This is a genomic window from Pyramidobacter porci (assembly GCF_009695745.1).
GTDB classification, from domain to species: Bacteria; Synergistota; Synergistia; order Synergistales; family Dethiosulfovibrionaceae; genus Pyramidobacter; species Pyramidobacter porci.
This window is the reverse complement of sequence record NZ_VUNH01000004.1, coordinates 139,082-154,631: the sequence shown is the minus strand read 5'-3', so window position 1 is coordinate 154,631 and position 15,550 is coordinate 139,082. Positions and strand designations below refer to the sequence as shown.

The following is a 15,550-nucleotide window of genomic DNA, read 5'->3' as shown; positions in this document are numbered from 1 at the left end:
AAGCTGCATGAGGCCTTAGAGCACCTGTTTTTATGCGGCCCGGCCACATGGAGGCGCGGTATTTTTTAATTGAAACCAGCGTTACTTTGCGGCAGGAGCAGATTCTTCTTTCGTGTCAGCCATGGAATCCATCACTTTATCCTTTATTTCCCCGGCTTTCTCGACCGCTTTGTCGGTGAGTTCCGCGGCTTTCTCTTTGACCTCTCCGGCTTTCTCGACGACTTTATCCTTCATCTCGCCGGCCTTCTCTTTGACCTCTTCAGCTTTTTCGACAACCTTGTCCTTGAGCTCAGCTGCCTTGTCCTTGACTTCCTGCTTGATCTGAACGTTGCCGTCAGGCGTTTTCTCGAATGGGCCTATCCCCTTGTAATAGCAATATCCCAGCACACAGGCGGCAATTAGAAGAATGAGAAGAATCATTTTTTTCATCTTGAGTCACAGCTCCTCTTTCTAAATTTGCGGCATTCTTTCGGATGCCACGACGACATTTTACTATATTTCTTCAGAATGGCAAACTGCGACCCGGACAACGCAGTAGAACCAAGAGGCGAGGCGTTTTCTCCGAAAGGTCGCGGTCATTATGGTGCACGGTCTCTTCAAGAGCTTGCAGAGTGACGCCCCATTTACGATCGACGTCTTGCAGGAACGGGGGAGCGTAGAAGTGGCGGTATGTGGTGCAGGCGTTTGGGAGGAATGAAACTTACGAGGCCCTTTTTGTCTTCAAATCGACGCTGCCTGATGCTTTATTTCCACCGGCGTTGAGGAAAATTCCCACGAAGATCACGGCGGCGCAGACGGCCTGGATCATGGAGAGCGCTTCTCCCATAAAAACCATGGCGGCGAAAATGCTGACGACCGGCGATCCGTTGAGGAACGCTCCTGTCGCGCCCGCGCCGATGCGCTGGATTGATATTTGCTGAAGCACGTAAGCGCAGCTTGAACCGAGAATGCCGATGTACAACGTGCCGAGCAGGGCGCGTCCCGACAGCGCCAGGTTCATCGGCTGGCCAACGGTGGCGATGAGCGCTGCGGCCAGCACGCAGGACGCGGCCATGTTGCACAGTGTCACCACGATCGGCGAGGATTTTGTGATTTTTTTGCCCAGCACGGTCATCGCCGAGCAGCAGAAAGACGCGCAAAATTCCATCAGATCGCCTTTGTTCAGCGACAGATTGGCCAGCAGCGACAGGTCGCCTTTGCAGAGCAGGCAGACCGCTCCGCCCAGCGCGAAAACGATGCCGCAGACGCGCCGCGGCGTCAGCCTTTCGCCGAGGAAAACGGCGGCCAGGATGGTCGTGATCAGCGGCGACGTGGCGAAGATGATGGCGATATTTGTCAACGACGTGAACTTGATCGCGTAGAAAAAGCAGAGATTGTTGAGCAGTACTCCGAAAATGCCCATCAGCACGGCAATCGCCAGATCGCTGCGGTTCGGCAGCAAACGCCGCTCACGACAGTATGCCAGTGGGGCAAGAATCGCGGCGGCGATAGCCGTACGCAGAAGCAGCAACTCCAGCGGCGGCATCTCACGCAGCGCATAAGTGGCCGGCACGTTCATAAAACCCCAGATCAGCAGCACGAGCGTCATTGGCAGATAGCGCTGCAATGTCGAATTGTTTTCGTTCATCGGATCACCTCGGAAAATGTGCCGAACGCAAAAAGACGTTGGCCAAAACGACCTTATTTTACCGCTTTGGCCTCGAAATGGCAGACGCGAAGGAACTAAACTTTTTCGAACATGCAGAACGCATGCGTCCGGCGCGTGGAAATCGCGGCGAAAACTTGCCAAGCGGCGTTGGCTCGTCTAAAATAAACAAATATCTTCGATCATGTTTTCGACTGGTCGATAGAAAACAATCCGCTGCCCGAGAGTCGGATTTTCTCGGTAAAAAATGGCGAGAAGCGATGGACCATGATTCCGTGAGGAGGCGCTGAGGCATGAAGAAAATATGGCTGTGGCTGCTGATGGCGCTGACGTTCTCCGCGACGCCGGCCGGCGCGGAAGACAAACCGTACGTGGTCCTGGCGCTGTCGGGCGGCGGCATCAAGGGATACGCTCATATCGGGGTGCTTCGGGAACTGGAAAAAGAAGGCGTTGGCATCGCCGGCATCGTCGGCACCAGCATGGGGGCCATCGTCGGCAGTCTCTATGCCAGCGGCAGGACGCCGGCGGAGCTGGAACGAATCGTCATGGACGTCAATCTCGGCGAACTGGTCACGGCGAGCGGCGGCAATTATTTCAATTTGTCCGACAAAGCTACGCGCGACATCAGCATGATCCGGCCGGAAATCTACACCGACGTTCACAACAAAGTGGCGGGACCGCTGGGGTTCGTCGCCGGCACGAGCGTGCTCGAGCACATCGCTCAGCTGCTTTCCCACGTGACCGTGACCGATTTCCGCCGTCTGCCCATACCGTTTGCAGCTATCGCCACCGATCTTGTCAGCGGCGAGAAAGTGGTGCTGCGCCGCGGCTCTCTGGCTTCGGCTGTGCGCGCTTCCATGTCCATTCCCGGCGTGTTCGACCCGTGGGAGATCAACGGCCGCCTGCTCGTCGACGGCGGCATGGTCTCCAACATGCCTGTGGAGACGGCCAAAGAGCTGTTCCCCGGCTATCCCGTGATCGCCGTCAACCTCACCAGCGAGCTGGAACCGCGCGAAAAGCTGAGTACCGTGTTCGACGTGGTCAGCCAGTCCATCACCATCCTCACCATGCAGAATGTGCGCCGCGAAGCGACGCTGGCCGATTTGGTGATCAGTCCCGGCGTGAAGGAGTACCCCATCCTCGGCACCTCGCCTGCCGCCGAGATTATTCAGCAGGGGCGCGACGCTGCCGTCAAGGCTTTGCCGCAGATCCGCGCGCTGTTGAAGAAAGCGCCGCGGCGCCCCGTCAAGGAAAAGGAACTGGTGCCGCCCAAGCCGCCTCACGTGATGGGCGTACATGTCGTGGGTGTTCCCGAGAAAATGGGCAAGGAAATAGAGCGGGAGTTGCTCAAGGTCTGGCTGGGGCGCCCCGTGCCCATGAAGGAGATCGTCGCTGCCAGCGCCAACATCGCCAAGCGCGAGGACGTCCGCAGCGTCGATTACGATCTGCTCGACACCGAGCGCGGCGTCATCGTGCTGCTCAAGGTACAACGCTTCCCCGCGCACCGTTATTCGCTTGGCGGTTATGCCAGCACCTACAGCGGCATGGGCTGGCTGGTGATCGGCAGCCGCCGCTACGACCTGTTCACCCCTGGCGACACGCTGCAGTCGAGCTTCTACCTTGGCCAGCGCTGGGGCGCGGATTTCAACTATTTCTGGGATATGGATGTGTCGCACAGCTCCTTCTGGGAGGCGGGGCTGTCGGCGTCTCATTTCAGGATCGACGCGTCCGGCGCTCCGCTTGAATGGCAGCGCTACAACTTCGACGTGCAGCGTCACTTTACGTTGCACGAACGTCTGCGCCTTTCCGCCGGCGTGTCGGCCACGGCCGCGCGTCGCGTGGAAGGAGGCGAAAGCGCCAACTACGCGGCGCCGTTCCTCGAAGCGACGCTCAACCTGATGGACAATCCCGATGATCCGGTCAACGGGTGGCTGCTGAACGCCCGCTCGATGTGGCCTTCCGAGACGGGGACCATGCTGATGCGGCTCAGCCTCACAGGGCGCCGCCGCATCAGCCCGAAACTCATGGCTGAGCTCCAGGGCGGCTTCACGGAAGGCGACATGGACGATAAGCGCCTGTTCAGCGCCTATCTTGGCGCCCGCGAAGAACTTTACAGCCTGGCGGAACACCCCATCGAGGCCGAGCGCTTTGCCTGGTGGCGCGCCAAGCTGCGTTATCCGCTGTCGCAGACCATATTCGGCAACGTTATCGCCGAGATCTTCGGCGGTCAGGGGTACGCCTGGGGCAGCGACGGCGCGGAGATCGCCCGGCCGTGGGAAGTCGGCGTCGCGCTCTGTGCGCCGCGCCGCCTCATCGACGGCAAACTGTACGCCGTCTACACCGACCGCAAGGAGTGGCGCTTCGGCGTCAGCATCGGCGTCCCTAACTGGGACGCGTTCCATTTGTTTTAAGTGATAGAACGAAGACCACCGCGGAGAAACAGAGAAGCGGCGAAAAAATAAACGGAATGAAAAAATATTTTTTTCGCTTTGTGCTGCTTCTTCGCTCCGCCGCGGTGGATTTTGTTTTGACTTTCGATTTCACGCAGGAGGACAAGAGCGCCATGGCACGCAACATCACCCCGAGAGAACAGGATTATTCACAGTGGTATCTGGACATCATCAAGGTCGCCGAGCTGGCCGACTACGCCCCTGTGCGCGGCTGCATGGTCGTCCGCCCCACGGGCTACGCGATCTGGGAAGACCTTCAGGCCAAGTTCGACCGCGCCTTCAAAGAGACGGGGCACGTCAACGCCTACTTTCCGCTGCTGATCCCCTCGTCGTTTTTGCGGAAGGAAGCCGAGCACGTGGAGGGCTTCGCGCCCGAGTGCGCGGTCGTCACCCACGCCGGCGGCGAAGAATTGGAAGAGCCGCTCGTCATCCGTCCCACGTCCGAGACCGTCATCGGAGCGATGTACAGCAAGTGGGTGCAGTCGTGGCGCGACCTGCCCCTGCTGATCAACCAGTGGGCCAACGTGCTGCGCTGGGAAAAACGCCCCCGCCTGTTCCTGCGCACCTCCGAGTTCCTCTGGCAGGAAGGCCATACGGCCCACGCCACGGCCGCCGAAGCCGAGGAAGAGACCGTGAAGATGCTCAACGTCTACGCCAAGATCATGAAGGAAGACATGGCCCTGCCCGTCGTCGAGGGCGTCAAGTCCGAGGGCGAACGCTTCCCCGGCGCGCTCGACACCTACACCTGCGAGACCATGGTCAGCGACACCAAGGCCCTGCAGGCCGGCACCAGCCATTTCCTCGGCCAGAACTTTGCCAGGGCGTTCAGCATCCAGTTCCAGGACCAGAACGGCGAGATGCAGTACGCCTGGACCACAAGCTGGGGCGTTTCCACCCGCATGATCGGCGCCATCATTATGACCCACTCCGACAACGACGGCCTGATACTGCCGCCCCGCGTCGCGCCCGTCAAGGCCGTGATCGTGCCGATCTCCAAGGACGACGCCGCGTTCGCCGAACTCGACGCCAAGGCCCGCGAGCTGGCCGACGAGCTCAACAACGTGCTCGGGCCGCTGACCGTGCGCGTGGACGAGCAGAACCACATGCGCCCCGCCGACCGCTTCTTCTACCACCTGCAAAGGGGCGTGCCGCTGCGCCTCGAACTGGGCGAGAAGGACGCCGCCGCCGGAACCGTGCGCGCCGTGCGCCGCGACACCGGCGCCAGGGAAGACCTGAAGTGGGGAGAATTGGCCGAGCGCGTGCCGGCGATCCTCGAAGACATTCAGAAGAGTCTCTACGAAAAAGCCTGCGCCTTCCGCGACGCCAACACGTACGAGGCAAGCAGTTACGACGAGCTGAAAGCGCGGCTCGAAAAGGGCGGCTGGGTCAAATGCTTCTTCGCCGGCAGCAAGGAAGACGAGAAGAAGATTAAAGAAGAGACGCAGGCCACCGTGCGCTGCTATCCCCTCGCCGAAAAAGACCGCACCGGAAAATGCGTCTACACCGGCAAAGAGGGCGCGCATCTGGCCGTCTTCGCCAAGTCTTATTGACGGACGGAAAGCGCTTGGGCCGCGGCAGGACTCAGGCGCCGTTATGCGTAATACGCGTGGAAGGAGTTGAAAAAGCATGGAGGAAAATAAAGAGGGCGTCTATCCTTTTTATCCGTGGCAGCTGGAAGCCTGGGGCGAGCTGACGGATGACGGCGGAACTCCCCTCAGCGCCGTGCTGTCGGCTCCGACCGGAGCGGGAAAGACCATGGTGGCTTACCTGTGGGCCGGCCTCGTCGACGGCGAAGGCCGCCCGCTCACCGACCGCAGCGGCTGCGACCGCGTCATCTTCACCGCGCCCATCAAGGCCCTCAGCAACGAGCGTTACATGGATCTGCTCAAGATGGGCTTCGACGTGGGGCTGGAGACCGGCGACTTCAAAAAGAACGACGGCGCGCCCGTGATCTGCTGCACGCAGGAGATCTACGACCTCAAGTACGCCGGCTGCGACCGCATCCGCCTGATCATCGACGAGTTCCATTACATTTTCAGCGAAAACGAGCGCAGCCGCGCCTACATCGACGGCCTGCGCAAGACCCATCCCGCCGTGCCCATCCTCGTCATGTCCGCCACCTTCGGCCAGCCGGACGAGATCCGCTGCTACCTCGAGCGCGTCATGGAGCGCGATTTCGAACTGTACCTGCTCAAAGAGCGCACGACCAGGCTGACCTATCTCAGCCGCGCGCTCGCCGCCCGCGAGATCCACGATGCGCTGGTCTTCGCGTTTTCGCAGAAAGGCGTGCACCAGGTCGCCGACCTGATCGCCGCGCAGCGCATGGACATCGACAAGGACCGCAAGGCCCGTCTGCGCGATCTGGCCTGGATCCTCGAAGTGAAAGTCGTGCAGAAACACCTCTACAAAGGCGTCGGCGTCTATTACGGCCGACTGCTGCCCAAGGAAAAACTGCTCGTCGAGCGCGCCTACCGCGAACGCATCATCGACGTGGTCGTCGGCACCGACGCGCTGGCGCTGGGCGTCAACCTGCCGGCCGAAACCGTCGTCTTCGCCCAGACGGTGAAATATTTCGACCGCCGCCCCCTCACCAAGACCAGCTTCAGCCAGATGGCCGGGCGCGCCGGGCGCAAGGGGCTGTTCGACGAAGGCTTCGTCAGCTGGCTCGCCGATTCCCCCGTGGAATCCCGCGGCGTCGACACCGGCGAGATGTTCAAGGCGCTCGAGCGCACCGGCGACGAAAAGGCCACGATCGAGCTGCGCCCCGACTTCGGCGCCATCCTCAAAAAACACAGCACCGTCGAGAACGAAGCCGATATCGTCGCCCGCTACTCGCTGCCCCAGCTCCGCACCAAGACCGTGCTCGAAGAGATCCGCGACGCCGTGCGCCGCATCGATTCCAGCCTCGGCCTGCTGGCCCCCGGGCGCAAGGAAATGTTCAAGCGCATCCTCGCCGACGTATGGTACGGCGAAATGGAGATCGACCAGAACCTGGAAATGGCCGATCTGTTCTTCCGCGGCGCCGGCAGCGGCGACGAATACGTCCATCCCGACGGCTTGATCGCCGCCGAACTGTTCCAGAAGTACGAAAAGAACTTTTTGCAGGCCCTGCTGCGCGTCAAACGCTACAACAACTCGCTGCCCGACGAATACAAGTTCAACGGCATGGACAAAGTGGAACAGGCCATCGAAGAGATCGACCCCACCGTCTTCGGTTTCGAGGACCGCATCCTCGAAATGGACAACACCGCCGTCGACCTGCCGGAAGCGGAAGTCCGCCTCGTCCCCAGCGACCGCGTGCGCCTCGAAAAACGCCGCCGCGTCCGCAAAAAAACGCCTTCCGCTCAGAAAACTCCGCCCGAAAAGAAGGACGGGAACGCCGGAGCGAAGAAGAAAAAGCGCCGCGGCCACCGCGGCGGGCGCCGCCGCAGCGCCAAAAAGAAACGGCAGATCCAGGAAGCGCTGGACGCCGCGGAAGAGTAGCGCGTTTTCCCGCTCTTTTCGAATTAAACGAAACGGGTTCCCCGCGCGCACCCAAACGCCGGAGAACCCGTCCCTTGATATAATAAATCGAACGCCAACTTTTCCCGATTCGCGAAAGGAGTTCTTCATGGACAACATCGTCATTCTCGACTGCGGCTCGCAGTACACCCAGCTCATCGCCCGCCGCGTGCGCGAAATGAAAGTGCACAGCGAGATCCTGCCCTGGGACGCGACGATCGAACAGATCATGTCGCGCACGCCCACCGGACTGATCGTCTCCGGCGGCCCGCGCAGCGTGCTCGAACCCGATTCGCCCCGCCTGGCCGAGGGTTTTTTCGACCTCAAACTGCCCATCCTCGGCATCTGCTACGGCATGCAGCTGACCGCGCTCCGCTACGGCGGGACCGTGCGCCGCTCCGCCGCGCGCGAATACGGCCGCGCCACGCTCGTCGTCACAGACGGGGAGTGCCCGTTCTTCGCCGGCGTGCCCGAGAGGTCGCAGGTGTGGATGAGCCACGGCGACGACGTGGAAAAAGTCCCCGCCGGCTTCGTTCCCACCTCTGTGTCCGAAGACGGCGTCGTCGCCGGCATGCGTACGCCCGACGACCACATCACCGCCGTGCAGTTCCATCCCGAAGTCTCGCACACCGAAAAAGGCGCGGAGCTGCTCGGCAACTTCCTGTTCAAGATCTGCGGATGCAAGGGCGACTGGGACCTCGGCGACTGGGCCGAGAAAATGAAAGACGAGATCCGCGCCGCAGTCGGCGAGGACAAAGTCATCTGCGGCCTCTCCGGCGGCGTCGATTCCTCCGTGGCCGCCGCGCTGACCGCCGCCGCCATCGGCGAACGCCTGCAGTGCATCTTCGTCAACAACGGCCTGCTCCGCGCCGGCGAAGCCGAAGAAGTGCTGGCCAGCTACCGGCAGATGAAACTCAACGTCGCCTACGTCGACGCCAGTGAGAAGTTCGTCAAAGGACTGGCCGGCGTCATCGACCCCGAGAAGAAACGCAAGATCATCGGCGAGACCTTCATCCGCATCTTCGAGGAAGAAGCCCGCAAGATCAAAGGCGCCCGCTGGCTGCTGCAAGGCACCCTTTACCCCGACGTGATCGAGAGCGGCCAGCGCAAAGGCGCCGCCGTCATCAAGAGCCATCACAACGTCGGCGGCCTGCCCAAAGACATGAACCTGTCGCTGCTCGAACCCCTGCGCGAACTGTTCAAGGACGAAGGGCGCGCCGTCGGCCGCCTGCTCGGCGTGCCTGAAAACATCGTGCGCCGCCATCCCTTTCCCGGCCCCGGCCTGGCCGTGCGCTGCCTCGGCGATATTACCAGGGAAAAACTCGAGATCCTGCGCGCCGCCGACAAGATCTATCTGGAAGAGATCAACAGAGCCGGACTGTACGACGAGATCTGGCAAGCCTTCGCCGTGCTGCTGCCCGTCTACACCGTCGGCGTCATGGGCGACGAGCGCACCTACGCCCGCGTCTGTGCCCTGCGCGCCATCACCAGCCGCGACGGCATGACCGCCGAATGGTACCGCATGCCCCACGAAGTGCTGGCCCGCGCCTCCACAAGGATCTGCAACGAAGTCCGCGGCGTCAACCGCGTCGTCTACGACGTCACCAGCAAACCCCCGGCGACGGTGGAGTGGGAATAACGATCTAAATACACTGCTTCTCAAAAAGCCTCCCAGAAGTTTGTGTTGGGAGGCTTTTGTGGATATAATAAAAATGAATTCGAAGCTTTGAGGGGTATGAGATATGAAATTCAATTCTTTGATCCCTGAGTTGACCGTTAGGGATATCGAAAGGACGAAGAAGTTCTATACGCACGTGCTGCGATTCAACATTGAGTATGAGCGCCCTGAAGATAAATTCGTATTTTTGTCTTTGGAGGAAAATCAGTTGATGTTTGAACAGGACAACGGCAGCTGGAGCACGGGCGTCCTGGAGTATCCCTTTGGCAGGGGCGTAAACTTTGAGATGTCCGTTTCCGATGTGGAAGAGCTTTACGGTCGAGTGATAGCTGCGGGGATCGTGCCGTTTAGAAGATTGGCGGCGAATCGCTACAGAAGCGGGACGGAAGAGATCGTTCAGAAAGAGTTTTTGGTTCAGGATCCCGACGGGTATTTATTGAGATTTACGGAGTAACAAAAAAGCACATGGCTGAAGAGCGGAAAATCCTTCAGCCATGTGTTTTTTTGTGCTTGTTAAGAAAGATCAGTACAAGAAGTTGGACGTTTGGGAGCGCTCCGCTTAAAAATCGCGTCCGAGAAATTGCGTCAGGCTGAACGCAACGCCGATGTTTTCTTAAATGCAACGATGGCCCGCGGTTTACATGACAGTGGCTTTGACGAGCAGGGAATGTAAATATCTGAATGTAAAAGTGTAAAATATTTATTGACATGTCTTGAGGGCTGGGCTATACTAAGCCCAAAAGGAGGCTGATGAAATGTATGAGATAGCGGACTTGTTTGATATGCGCAGCGCTGTCGGAGCGAAACTCGAATCGATGTTGCTTGAACGTGGTTTTACAAAAGCGAGTTTCTGCAAGGCCGCGGGCATATCGCGCCCGACTTTGGACAAGCTTTTGTCCGCAGGCATTACGAACAAGACGAATTACGAAAAACATATCGCAAAGGCTCTTGAAAGTTTGAAAATCTCTGCAGACATGTTCATGGGGAACAGCCCGAATCGATTCAATCAAACCCGGCTCCTGAAGCAGCTTCTTCGAGTTGACGAGAAGCAGCTGGCCGAACGTACGGGAGTATCGACGGCACGACTGAAAGAAATTGAAGCCGGCGCAGAAGCTGAGATCTCTGAACTTCGCGACCTTGCCTATGCCTTGCGCACAGGCGTGCGGAGCCTCCTGGGGACGAATTATTTTCCACCGCAAATAGCAAGGTGGGAAGCGTCTCTTGACCGTTGCAGCGCAGGAGATGAATTAGCGGAAAACGGGTTCTGGGGGCATGTGGGAATTCTTCCCTCATCTTCCGAGAAATATCTTTGGTATCCGATTACCGGAACCGCGCGAAGCATGGTTTATGGTTGGATCGAACACAGATATCTTGTCATTCCTTGCATGAATAACAAAGTTCTTTGGATAAACACGAAAAATGTTGATCGAATTATTTTGCTTGATGATGCTTGCGATGCGCCCGAGGCATGCAATTGGGATCAGCCTGTTGACTACGGTGAAACTCCATCAGTCGTATATGAGTCGTTGAGGGACTATATTGATTACAGCGATTCGGGAGAAAAGGTACCGGAAGACGTTATCTCTCAGAATCTGTGCGAATTCCTGGACAGCTACGTCAAGAAAAATGAAGGTACAGGCGACATATTGTCATCTGAGGAAGCAGCCGTCTTTTACTACGCTGGCGGAAAAATAGAACAGCATCACATTGATTTTGATCAAGAGCAATCCTTGAGCTTGGAAATCTCGTTAATCTACGAATTCGGCGATGAAGCTTCTGACGAACGGTTTTTGTTCTTTCAAGATTATGATGGAACAGAAAATTTTTCTAATAAAGACAATGTATCGATTATCGAACTTCCGCTGTTTAATATAGAAGAGGCTATTTGCAAAGAGCAGGAAGAGGAGCTCGCAGAATAAAACGAGGTATATATAAAGGAGCGACAGCAAAATCATGCTGCTGTCGCTCCTTTATTTTTTGATGCCGAGAAAACCGTGCGCGTACAAAGAAATTGAAATATTTGGGCGGAAACATGCCAAGATCACGTTCACACGGGGAGCTCGATGAGCCTCCGGGCTTGACCTGTGTGATTACCGCCGGCCGGTCATCGCTCCGACCTCGCTGAGCCAGGCGTCGATGGAGCTTGTCACGTTGCAGAGATGGCCGTCGCGGATGTCGGCTTTGGGGGCTGACGCCCGCAGGCTCTCGACGCTCTTCTGGATCGAACTGCCGCCGCTGGTGGCAAAGGGCAGGATAGTTTTGCCGTCGAGGTTGTGGGCGTCGAGGAAGGAGCGGATGGGCATCGGTTCCACGAACCACCAGATCGGATAGCCCAGCAGGATCAGGTCGTAGTCTCCGATGTCGGGCACGGAGGCGGTCAGCGGGGGATGGATGTTTTCGGCTTTTTCCTTTTTGGCCTGAGTCACGGTGTCGCTGTAACCGGCGGGGTAGGGCGTCTCGGTGCGGATCTCGAAGATGTCGCCGCCGATTTTTTCATGAATGGCGCGGGCTGCCGCGCGCGTGTTGCCGCCCCAGGAGAAATACGCGACAAGGATCTTTTTGCCGTTTTTGGCGGTCGTGCCGAGCACGTCTTTTTCCGCGGCGGTGGCGTCTACGCGCGCACGGCTCGTGTTCAGCCAGCCGACGACGGACTCCCATTTCCACGCGGCGGCGCCGACGGCGACAATGAGCAGCGCCAGCAGAATCATCATCAGTTTTTTCATTGGGATCACCTCATTCGCAAGATCGCGGCCTATGGGCCGCTGTGATGATGTCATCACTATAACATATGGACTGGGCTTTATGGCGAGGGGGAACTTTGCATCCTGCCCGTCTTTTGAGCGGCGCTTCTTTTTGCGGGGCGCTCCTGCTAAAATGATCCTGGAACGTCGGCGGGCGTTTTCGGCGTGCGGAAAAACGGCCGCTGCCGCAGCGGTTTTCCGGAAAATGGAAAACGGCACGCACAAATCAAGGGAGTGACCAAAATGAGCAGGACAACGAAAAAGATTCTCGTTACCGTGATGCCCGTCACGGAAGAACACAAGATGTGGCTGGAGGAACAGGCCGGGGGCGGAAATTTCGACTGTCAGTTCGTCTATAAGGAAGGCGGTCTGAGCGCCGCCGATCTGGAAGACGTGAACGTCGTCATCGGCAACCTGCCGCCGGAACTGGCCAGAGGCGCGCCGAAGCTCGAATGGCTGCAGCTCAATTCCGCCGGCGCCGATCCCTACGCGCGGCCCGGCGCGCTTCCCCCGGGCTGCCGGCTCACCAGCGCTTCGGGCGCTTACGGGCTGACCGTGTCGGAGCACATGCTGGCGCTGACGTTCGCGCTGGTGCGCCGCCTCGAGCAGTACGCCCTCAATCAGGCGCGGCGCGAGTGGAGCGCACGCGGCGACATCATCTCCGTGGAGGGGGCGACGATCCTCGTCCTCGGCCTGGGCGACATCGGCGGCTCTTACGCGCGCAAGGCGCACGCGCTTGGCGCTCACGTCATCGGCGTGCGCCGCCGCGTCAGTGAAAAGCCGGATTATCTCGACGAACTGCACGCCATCGACGAGCTCGACTTCCTGCTGCCCCGCGCCGACATCGTCGCCATGGTTTTGCCCGGCGCCGCCGCGACGAAACACCTGATGGACGAGCGCCGCCTCGGCCTGATGAAAAAGGGCGCCTTTCTCATCAACGTCGGCCGCGGCAGCGCCGTCGACCCGAAAGCGCTGAAAAAGGCGCTGCGCGCCAAGCATCTCGGCGGCGCGGCCCTGGACGTGACGGAGCCGGAGCCGCTGCCCGCCGACGACGAGCTGTGGGGTTTCGACAACGTCATCATCACGCCGCACGTGGCCGGATTCTTTTATCTGCCCGAAACGCTGAACCGCATCGTGCGCATCGCCGGGGACAACCTGCGCGCCTGGACGCGCGGCGAGCCGAGGACCCATGTTGTCGACGTGAAAAAAGACGCTTGAACGCAGAACGGCGCGGCCGCCTGTGAAAATTTTTCATGAGCCGCCGCGCCGTCCGTTTTGGCGACCGCTTGGGAAAAGGACTACGGATACGGCGTATAATGCCGTCGTCCGCGCGCGAAGCCTTTCGGAGTTGTGTTAATCTATAATTATCATAAATAATATGACTTATATCATCTGCATATCCGCATCAGGTTTAAAAAAGATGGCTCGCGAAAATTCGTCTTTCTAACGAAAAACCTTCCACGCCGCTTCGAAGTCGGGGCGCGTAAGATGTTATACTGACCTGCACAGGATAAACGCGAGGAGAGTGAAGCATGAGCTATATAACGACGTACGGCGGCGTCCATTTCGATCCGCTGGCGCCGCGGCCGGAGCAGATCCTGGCGGAAGACATCGCCCACGCCCTGTCGCTGATCTGCCGCGGCAACGGGCACGTGCGGCGCTTTTACTCGGTGGCGCAGCACAGTCTGGCCTGCTCATACGAAGCGGAGGCCCGCGGCCTTTCGGCGCGCGTTCAGCTGGCCTGCCTGCTTCACGACGCAGCCGAAGCTTATCTGTCGGACGTGACGCGCCCCATGAAGACGCTGATGCCGCAGCTTCGTGCCGCCGAGGAACGCCTGCTCGACGCGATCTGGCGCAGATTTCTCGACGAAGCGCCGGACGAGAGCGAGCGGGCGTTGATTTTTGAAATCGACGACGACATGCTCAGCTACGAGTTTCACGTTCTCATGCCCGAGGACATTTCCGAACGCTGGCGCAAAATCCGCTGTGCCGTCGATACCCGCTGGGAAGAACCGGAGATCGCGGCGGCCCGCTTCGAAAAGCGGCTGCGCAAACTGTCGGCGATAATTTTGAAATAGAATGGGTATCTTTCGGGAGGCGTTTGCGGGAACGGGAACTGACGCGGCGGGACGCGAATTATATCCATTTTCCTTCGTTCTGCTTATGCGCACTGCTTTAGCACTGCATAGAGTTCATCAAAGAATAGTAAAGAGGCTGCCTCAATTGAATTTTGAGACGGCCTCTTTGCGTTTATCGGGAAATTAAAGGTTCTGCGTGTATTTCTCCGATTTTCGTGTAAACGTTTAAAGTATATGTTTGCAGAGGTTATACTATTTCTTAATTAAAACATCTAATGATCCATTGCCTTGCGGTAATACTTCTAATGGTCTGAGCGGTGAGGTTTCTGATTGTACGGCACAGACGTTCGACAACCTTCTCAAGCGTCGAAAAGATCTCGTTTCGAAAGCCCTGACAGCGCAGCTCTTTCCAGATCTGCTCGATGGGGTTCATTTCGGGGGTGTAAGGGGGATATGGGACAGGGTGATGTTGGCAGGGACCCGAAGCGCTTTGGACTTTTGCCAGGCGGCTCCGTCACAGCAGATCAGGATTCGATCCTCGGGATACTGCTGTGAGAGTTCCCGCAGGAAAACGTTCATACAATCGCTGTCGCAGTTGGGCATGATCAGAAAGAGGCTTTCTCCCGTAAGCGGCTCTACCGCGCCGTGAGCATAACGGTATTCGCGGATGTGAAGGCAGGGGACGTTCGGTCGAATGCCTTCTGCACCAGCAGTATTTGGGCTTGTTGATTCTGCCGAAGCCGGCTTCGTCTTGAAACATCAGTCTGACGTTCCCCGCTGTGGATAACTCTTTTAATTCCTGGACTCGAGCGTTAATTTTTTTGAGGCCTCAATGACCTCCTCGCTCGCTTTCCTGGGGTGACGGCTGCGCGGCATGACTTTTCTCCAGCCATGACGCTTCAACACCGCATAAATCTGAGTCGGACTGATAGTATGTCCAACCGCGGTCTGATAGGCCTGGGCGATTTCCGCCACCGAAACGATTTCTCCTTTTTCGGCTTTCTCCAGATAAGGGGCAAGTACGGCTTCTTCCTGCTCGTAGGTCATGTTGCGATGGTTGCCAAGGTAATGGCATTGCGTAAAGTATAAGAGTCCCTTGTGGATAAAATGCGAGATGATCTTGCTGACGTTCGTGAAGTGGTATTCCGTGATTTCGCTGATTTCTTTCAGGGTTTTCCCTTCGGCGCGAAGGCTGAGAACTTTCAGTTTCAACTCGATCCTCTTATGACGGTTCTTCTTGCGTGCCAGTTCGATCTCCGCTTTTTGCTCTTGGGAAATCTCATATCTCAAGACCATTTGCCATCACCTCATACGCAGGATAACACTCATGATAACATGTTAGTTCTTTTATCAAGGGGGTATTAGTGCGAATAACAGGATGATGTGGAATAGCTTATTCACACAATCTTGACGTGTCCAGTGTTGATAGGTAAAGATGATGTTCTCCCTTGGAGATT

Annotated in this window: 12 protein-coding genes; 8 read left to right on the top strand and 4 right to left on the bottom strand. The window is 58.0% G+C overall.

Going from position 1 to position 15,550, the window contains the following annotated elements:
• Positions 1-81: 81 nt before the first annotated feature.
• Both FYJ74_RS05295 and FYJ74_RS05290 read right to left on the bottom strand, forming a co-directional pair.
• A complete protein-coding gene (locus FYJ74_RS05295; RefSeq protein WP_229769356.1) occupies positions 82-429 on the bottom strand; it encodes a YtxH domain-containing protein in 348 nt (115 codons plus the stop codon).
• Positions 430-700: 271 nt separating this feature from the next.
• Complete coding sequence (locus FYJ74_RS05290) at positions 701-1,627, bottom strand: DMT family transporter (RefSeq protein WP_154528539.1); 927 nt, start codon at positions 1,625-1,627, stop codon at positions 701-703.
• 311 nt (positions 1,628-1,938) lie between these two features.
• Between FYJ74_RS05290 and FYJ74_RS05285 the strand changes: the two genes are divergently transcribed.
• The 6 genes from FYJ74_RS05285 to FYJ74_RS05260 all read left to right on the top strand — a co-directional run bounded on the left by FYJ74_RS05285 (position 1,939) and on the right by FYJ74_RS05260 (position 11,193).
• On the top strand, positions 1,939-4,056 hold the full coding sequence (locus FYJ74_RS05285; protein WP_154528538.1) for a patatin-like phospholipase family protein: 2,118 nt from the start codon (positions 1,939-1,941) through the stop codon (positions 4,054-4,056).
• Positions 4,057-4,208: 152 nt separating this feature from the next.
• Positions 4,209-5,645 (top strand): proline--tRNA ligase, encoded by a 1,437-nt coding sequence (gene proS, locus FYJ74_RS05280; RefSeq protein WP_154528537.1) that lies wholly within the window; start codon positions 4,209-4,211, stop codon positions 5,643-5,645.
• Positions 5,646-5,721: 76 nt separating this feature from the next.
• Entirely contained in the window at positions 5,722-7,578 is a 1,857-nt protein-coding gene (locus FYJ74_RS05275) for a DEAD/DEAH box helicase (protein ID WP_154528536.1), read from the top strand.
• Positions 7,579-7,705: 127 nt separating this feature from the next.
• The gene (guaA, locus tag FYJ74_RS05270; protein ID WP_154528535.1) at positions 7,706-9,235 is read left to right on the top strand and encodes a glutamine-hydrolyzing GMP synthase; all 1,530 of its coding nucleotides are present in this window, start codon (positions 7,706-7,708) and stop codon (positions 9,233-9,235) included.
• A gap of 103 nt (positions 9,236-9,338) precedes the next feature.
• The gene (locus tag FYJ74_RS05265) at positions 9,339-9,728 is read left to right on the top strand and encodes a bleomycin resistance protein (RefSeq protein ID WP_154528534.1); all 390 of its coding nucleotides are present in this window, start codon (positions 9,339-9,341) and stop codon (positions 9,726-9,728) included.
• A gap of 301 nt (positions 9,729-10,029) precedes the next feature.
• The gene (locus FYJ74_RS05260) at positions 10,030-11,193 is read left to right on the top strand and encodes a helix-turn-helix domain-containing protein (protein ID WP_154528533.1); all 1,164 of its coding nucleotides are present in this window, start codon (positions 10,030-10,032) and stop codon (positions 11,191-11,193) included.
• Between the two features lie 171 nt (positions 11,194-11,364).
• Here FYJ74_RS05260 and FYJ74_RS05255 read toward each other — a convergent pair whose 3' ends face one another.
• Positions 11,365-11,997 (bottom strand): flavodoxin, encoded by a 633-nt coding sequence (locus FYJ74_RS05255; RefSeq protein ID WP_195838814.1) that lies wholly within the window; start codon positions 11,995-11,997, stop codon positions 11,365-11,367.
• Positions 11,998-12,258: 261 nt separating this feature from the next.
• Between FYJ74_RS05255 and FYJ74_RS05250 the strand changes: the two genes are divergently transcribed.
• Positions 12,259-13,233, top strand: a complete 975-nt coding sequence (locus FYJ74_RS05250) for a D-2-hydroxyacid dehydrogenase (RefSeq protein ID WP_154528531.1) — start codon at positions 12,259-12,261, stop codon at positions 13,231-13,233.
• A gap of 314 nt (positions 13,234-13,547) precedes the next feature.
• Positions 13,548-14,093 carry a phosphohydrolase gene (locus FYJ74_RS05245; protein ID WP_154528530.1) on the top strand — a complete coding sequence of 182 codons (546 nt, stop codon included), beginning with the start codon at positions 13,548-13,550 and terminating at the stop codon, positions 14,091-14,093.
• 792 nt (positions 14,094-14,885) lie between these two features.
• Here the strand turns inward: FYJ74_RS05245 and FYJ74_RS05240 are convergent.
• Complete coding sequence (locus FYJ74_RS05240; RefSeq protein ID WP_229769355.1) at positions 14,886-15,305, bottom strand: winged helix-turn-helix domain-containing protein; 420 nt, start codon at positions 15,303-15,305, stop codon at positions 14,886-14,888.
• Between the last annotated feature and the right edge of the window lie 245 nt (positions 15,306-15,550).

Bases quoted from the DNA above. Each gene is read 5' to 3' on its own strand.
- FYJ74_RS05295 (WP_229769356.1), bottom strand. From the start codon at position 429: ATGAAAAAAATGATTCTTCTCATTCTTCTAATTGCCGCCTGTGTGCTG.
- FYJ74_RS05290 (WP_154528539.1), bottom strand. From the start codon at position 1,627: ATGAACGAAAACAATTCGACATTGCAGCGCTATCTGCCAATGACGCTC.
- FYJ74_RS05285 (WP_154528538.1), top strand. From the start codon at position 1,939: ATGAAGAAAATATGGCTGTGGCTGCTGATGGCGCTGACGTTCTCCGCG.
- proS (WP_154528537.1), top strand. From the start codon at position 4,209: ATGGCACGCAACATCACCCCGAGAGAACAGGATTATTCACAGTGGTAT.
- FYJ74_RS05275 (WP_154528536.1), top strand. From the start codon at position 5,722: ATGGAGGAAAATAAAGAGGGCGTCTATCCTTTTTATCCGTGGCAGCTG.
- guaA (WP_154528535.1), top strand. From the start codon at position 7,706: ATGGACAACATCGTCATTCTCGACTGCGGCTCGCAGTACACCCAGCTC.
- FYJ74_RS05265 (WP_154528534.1), top strand. From the start codon at position 9,339: ATGAAATTCAATTCTTTGATCCCTGAGTTGACCGTTAGGGATATCGAA.
- FYJ74_RS05260 (WP_154528533.1), top strand. From the start codon at position 10,030: ATGTATGAGATAGCGGACTTGTTTGATATGCGCAGCGCTGTCGGAGCG.
- FYJ74_RS05255 (WP_195838814.1), bottom strand. From the start codon at position 11,997: ATGAAAAAACTGATGATGATTCTGCTGGCGCTGCTCATTGTCGCCGTC.
- FYJ74_RS05250 (WP_154528531.1), top strand. From the start codon at position 12,259: ATGAGCAGGACAACGAAAAAGATTCTCGTTACCGTGATGCCCGTCACG.
- FYJ74_RS05245 (WP_154528530.1), top strand. From the start codon at position 13,548: ATGAGCTATATAACGACGTACGGCGGCGTCCATTTCGATCCGCTGGCG.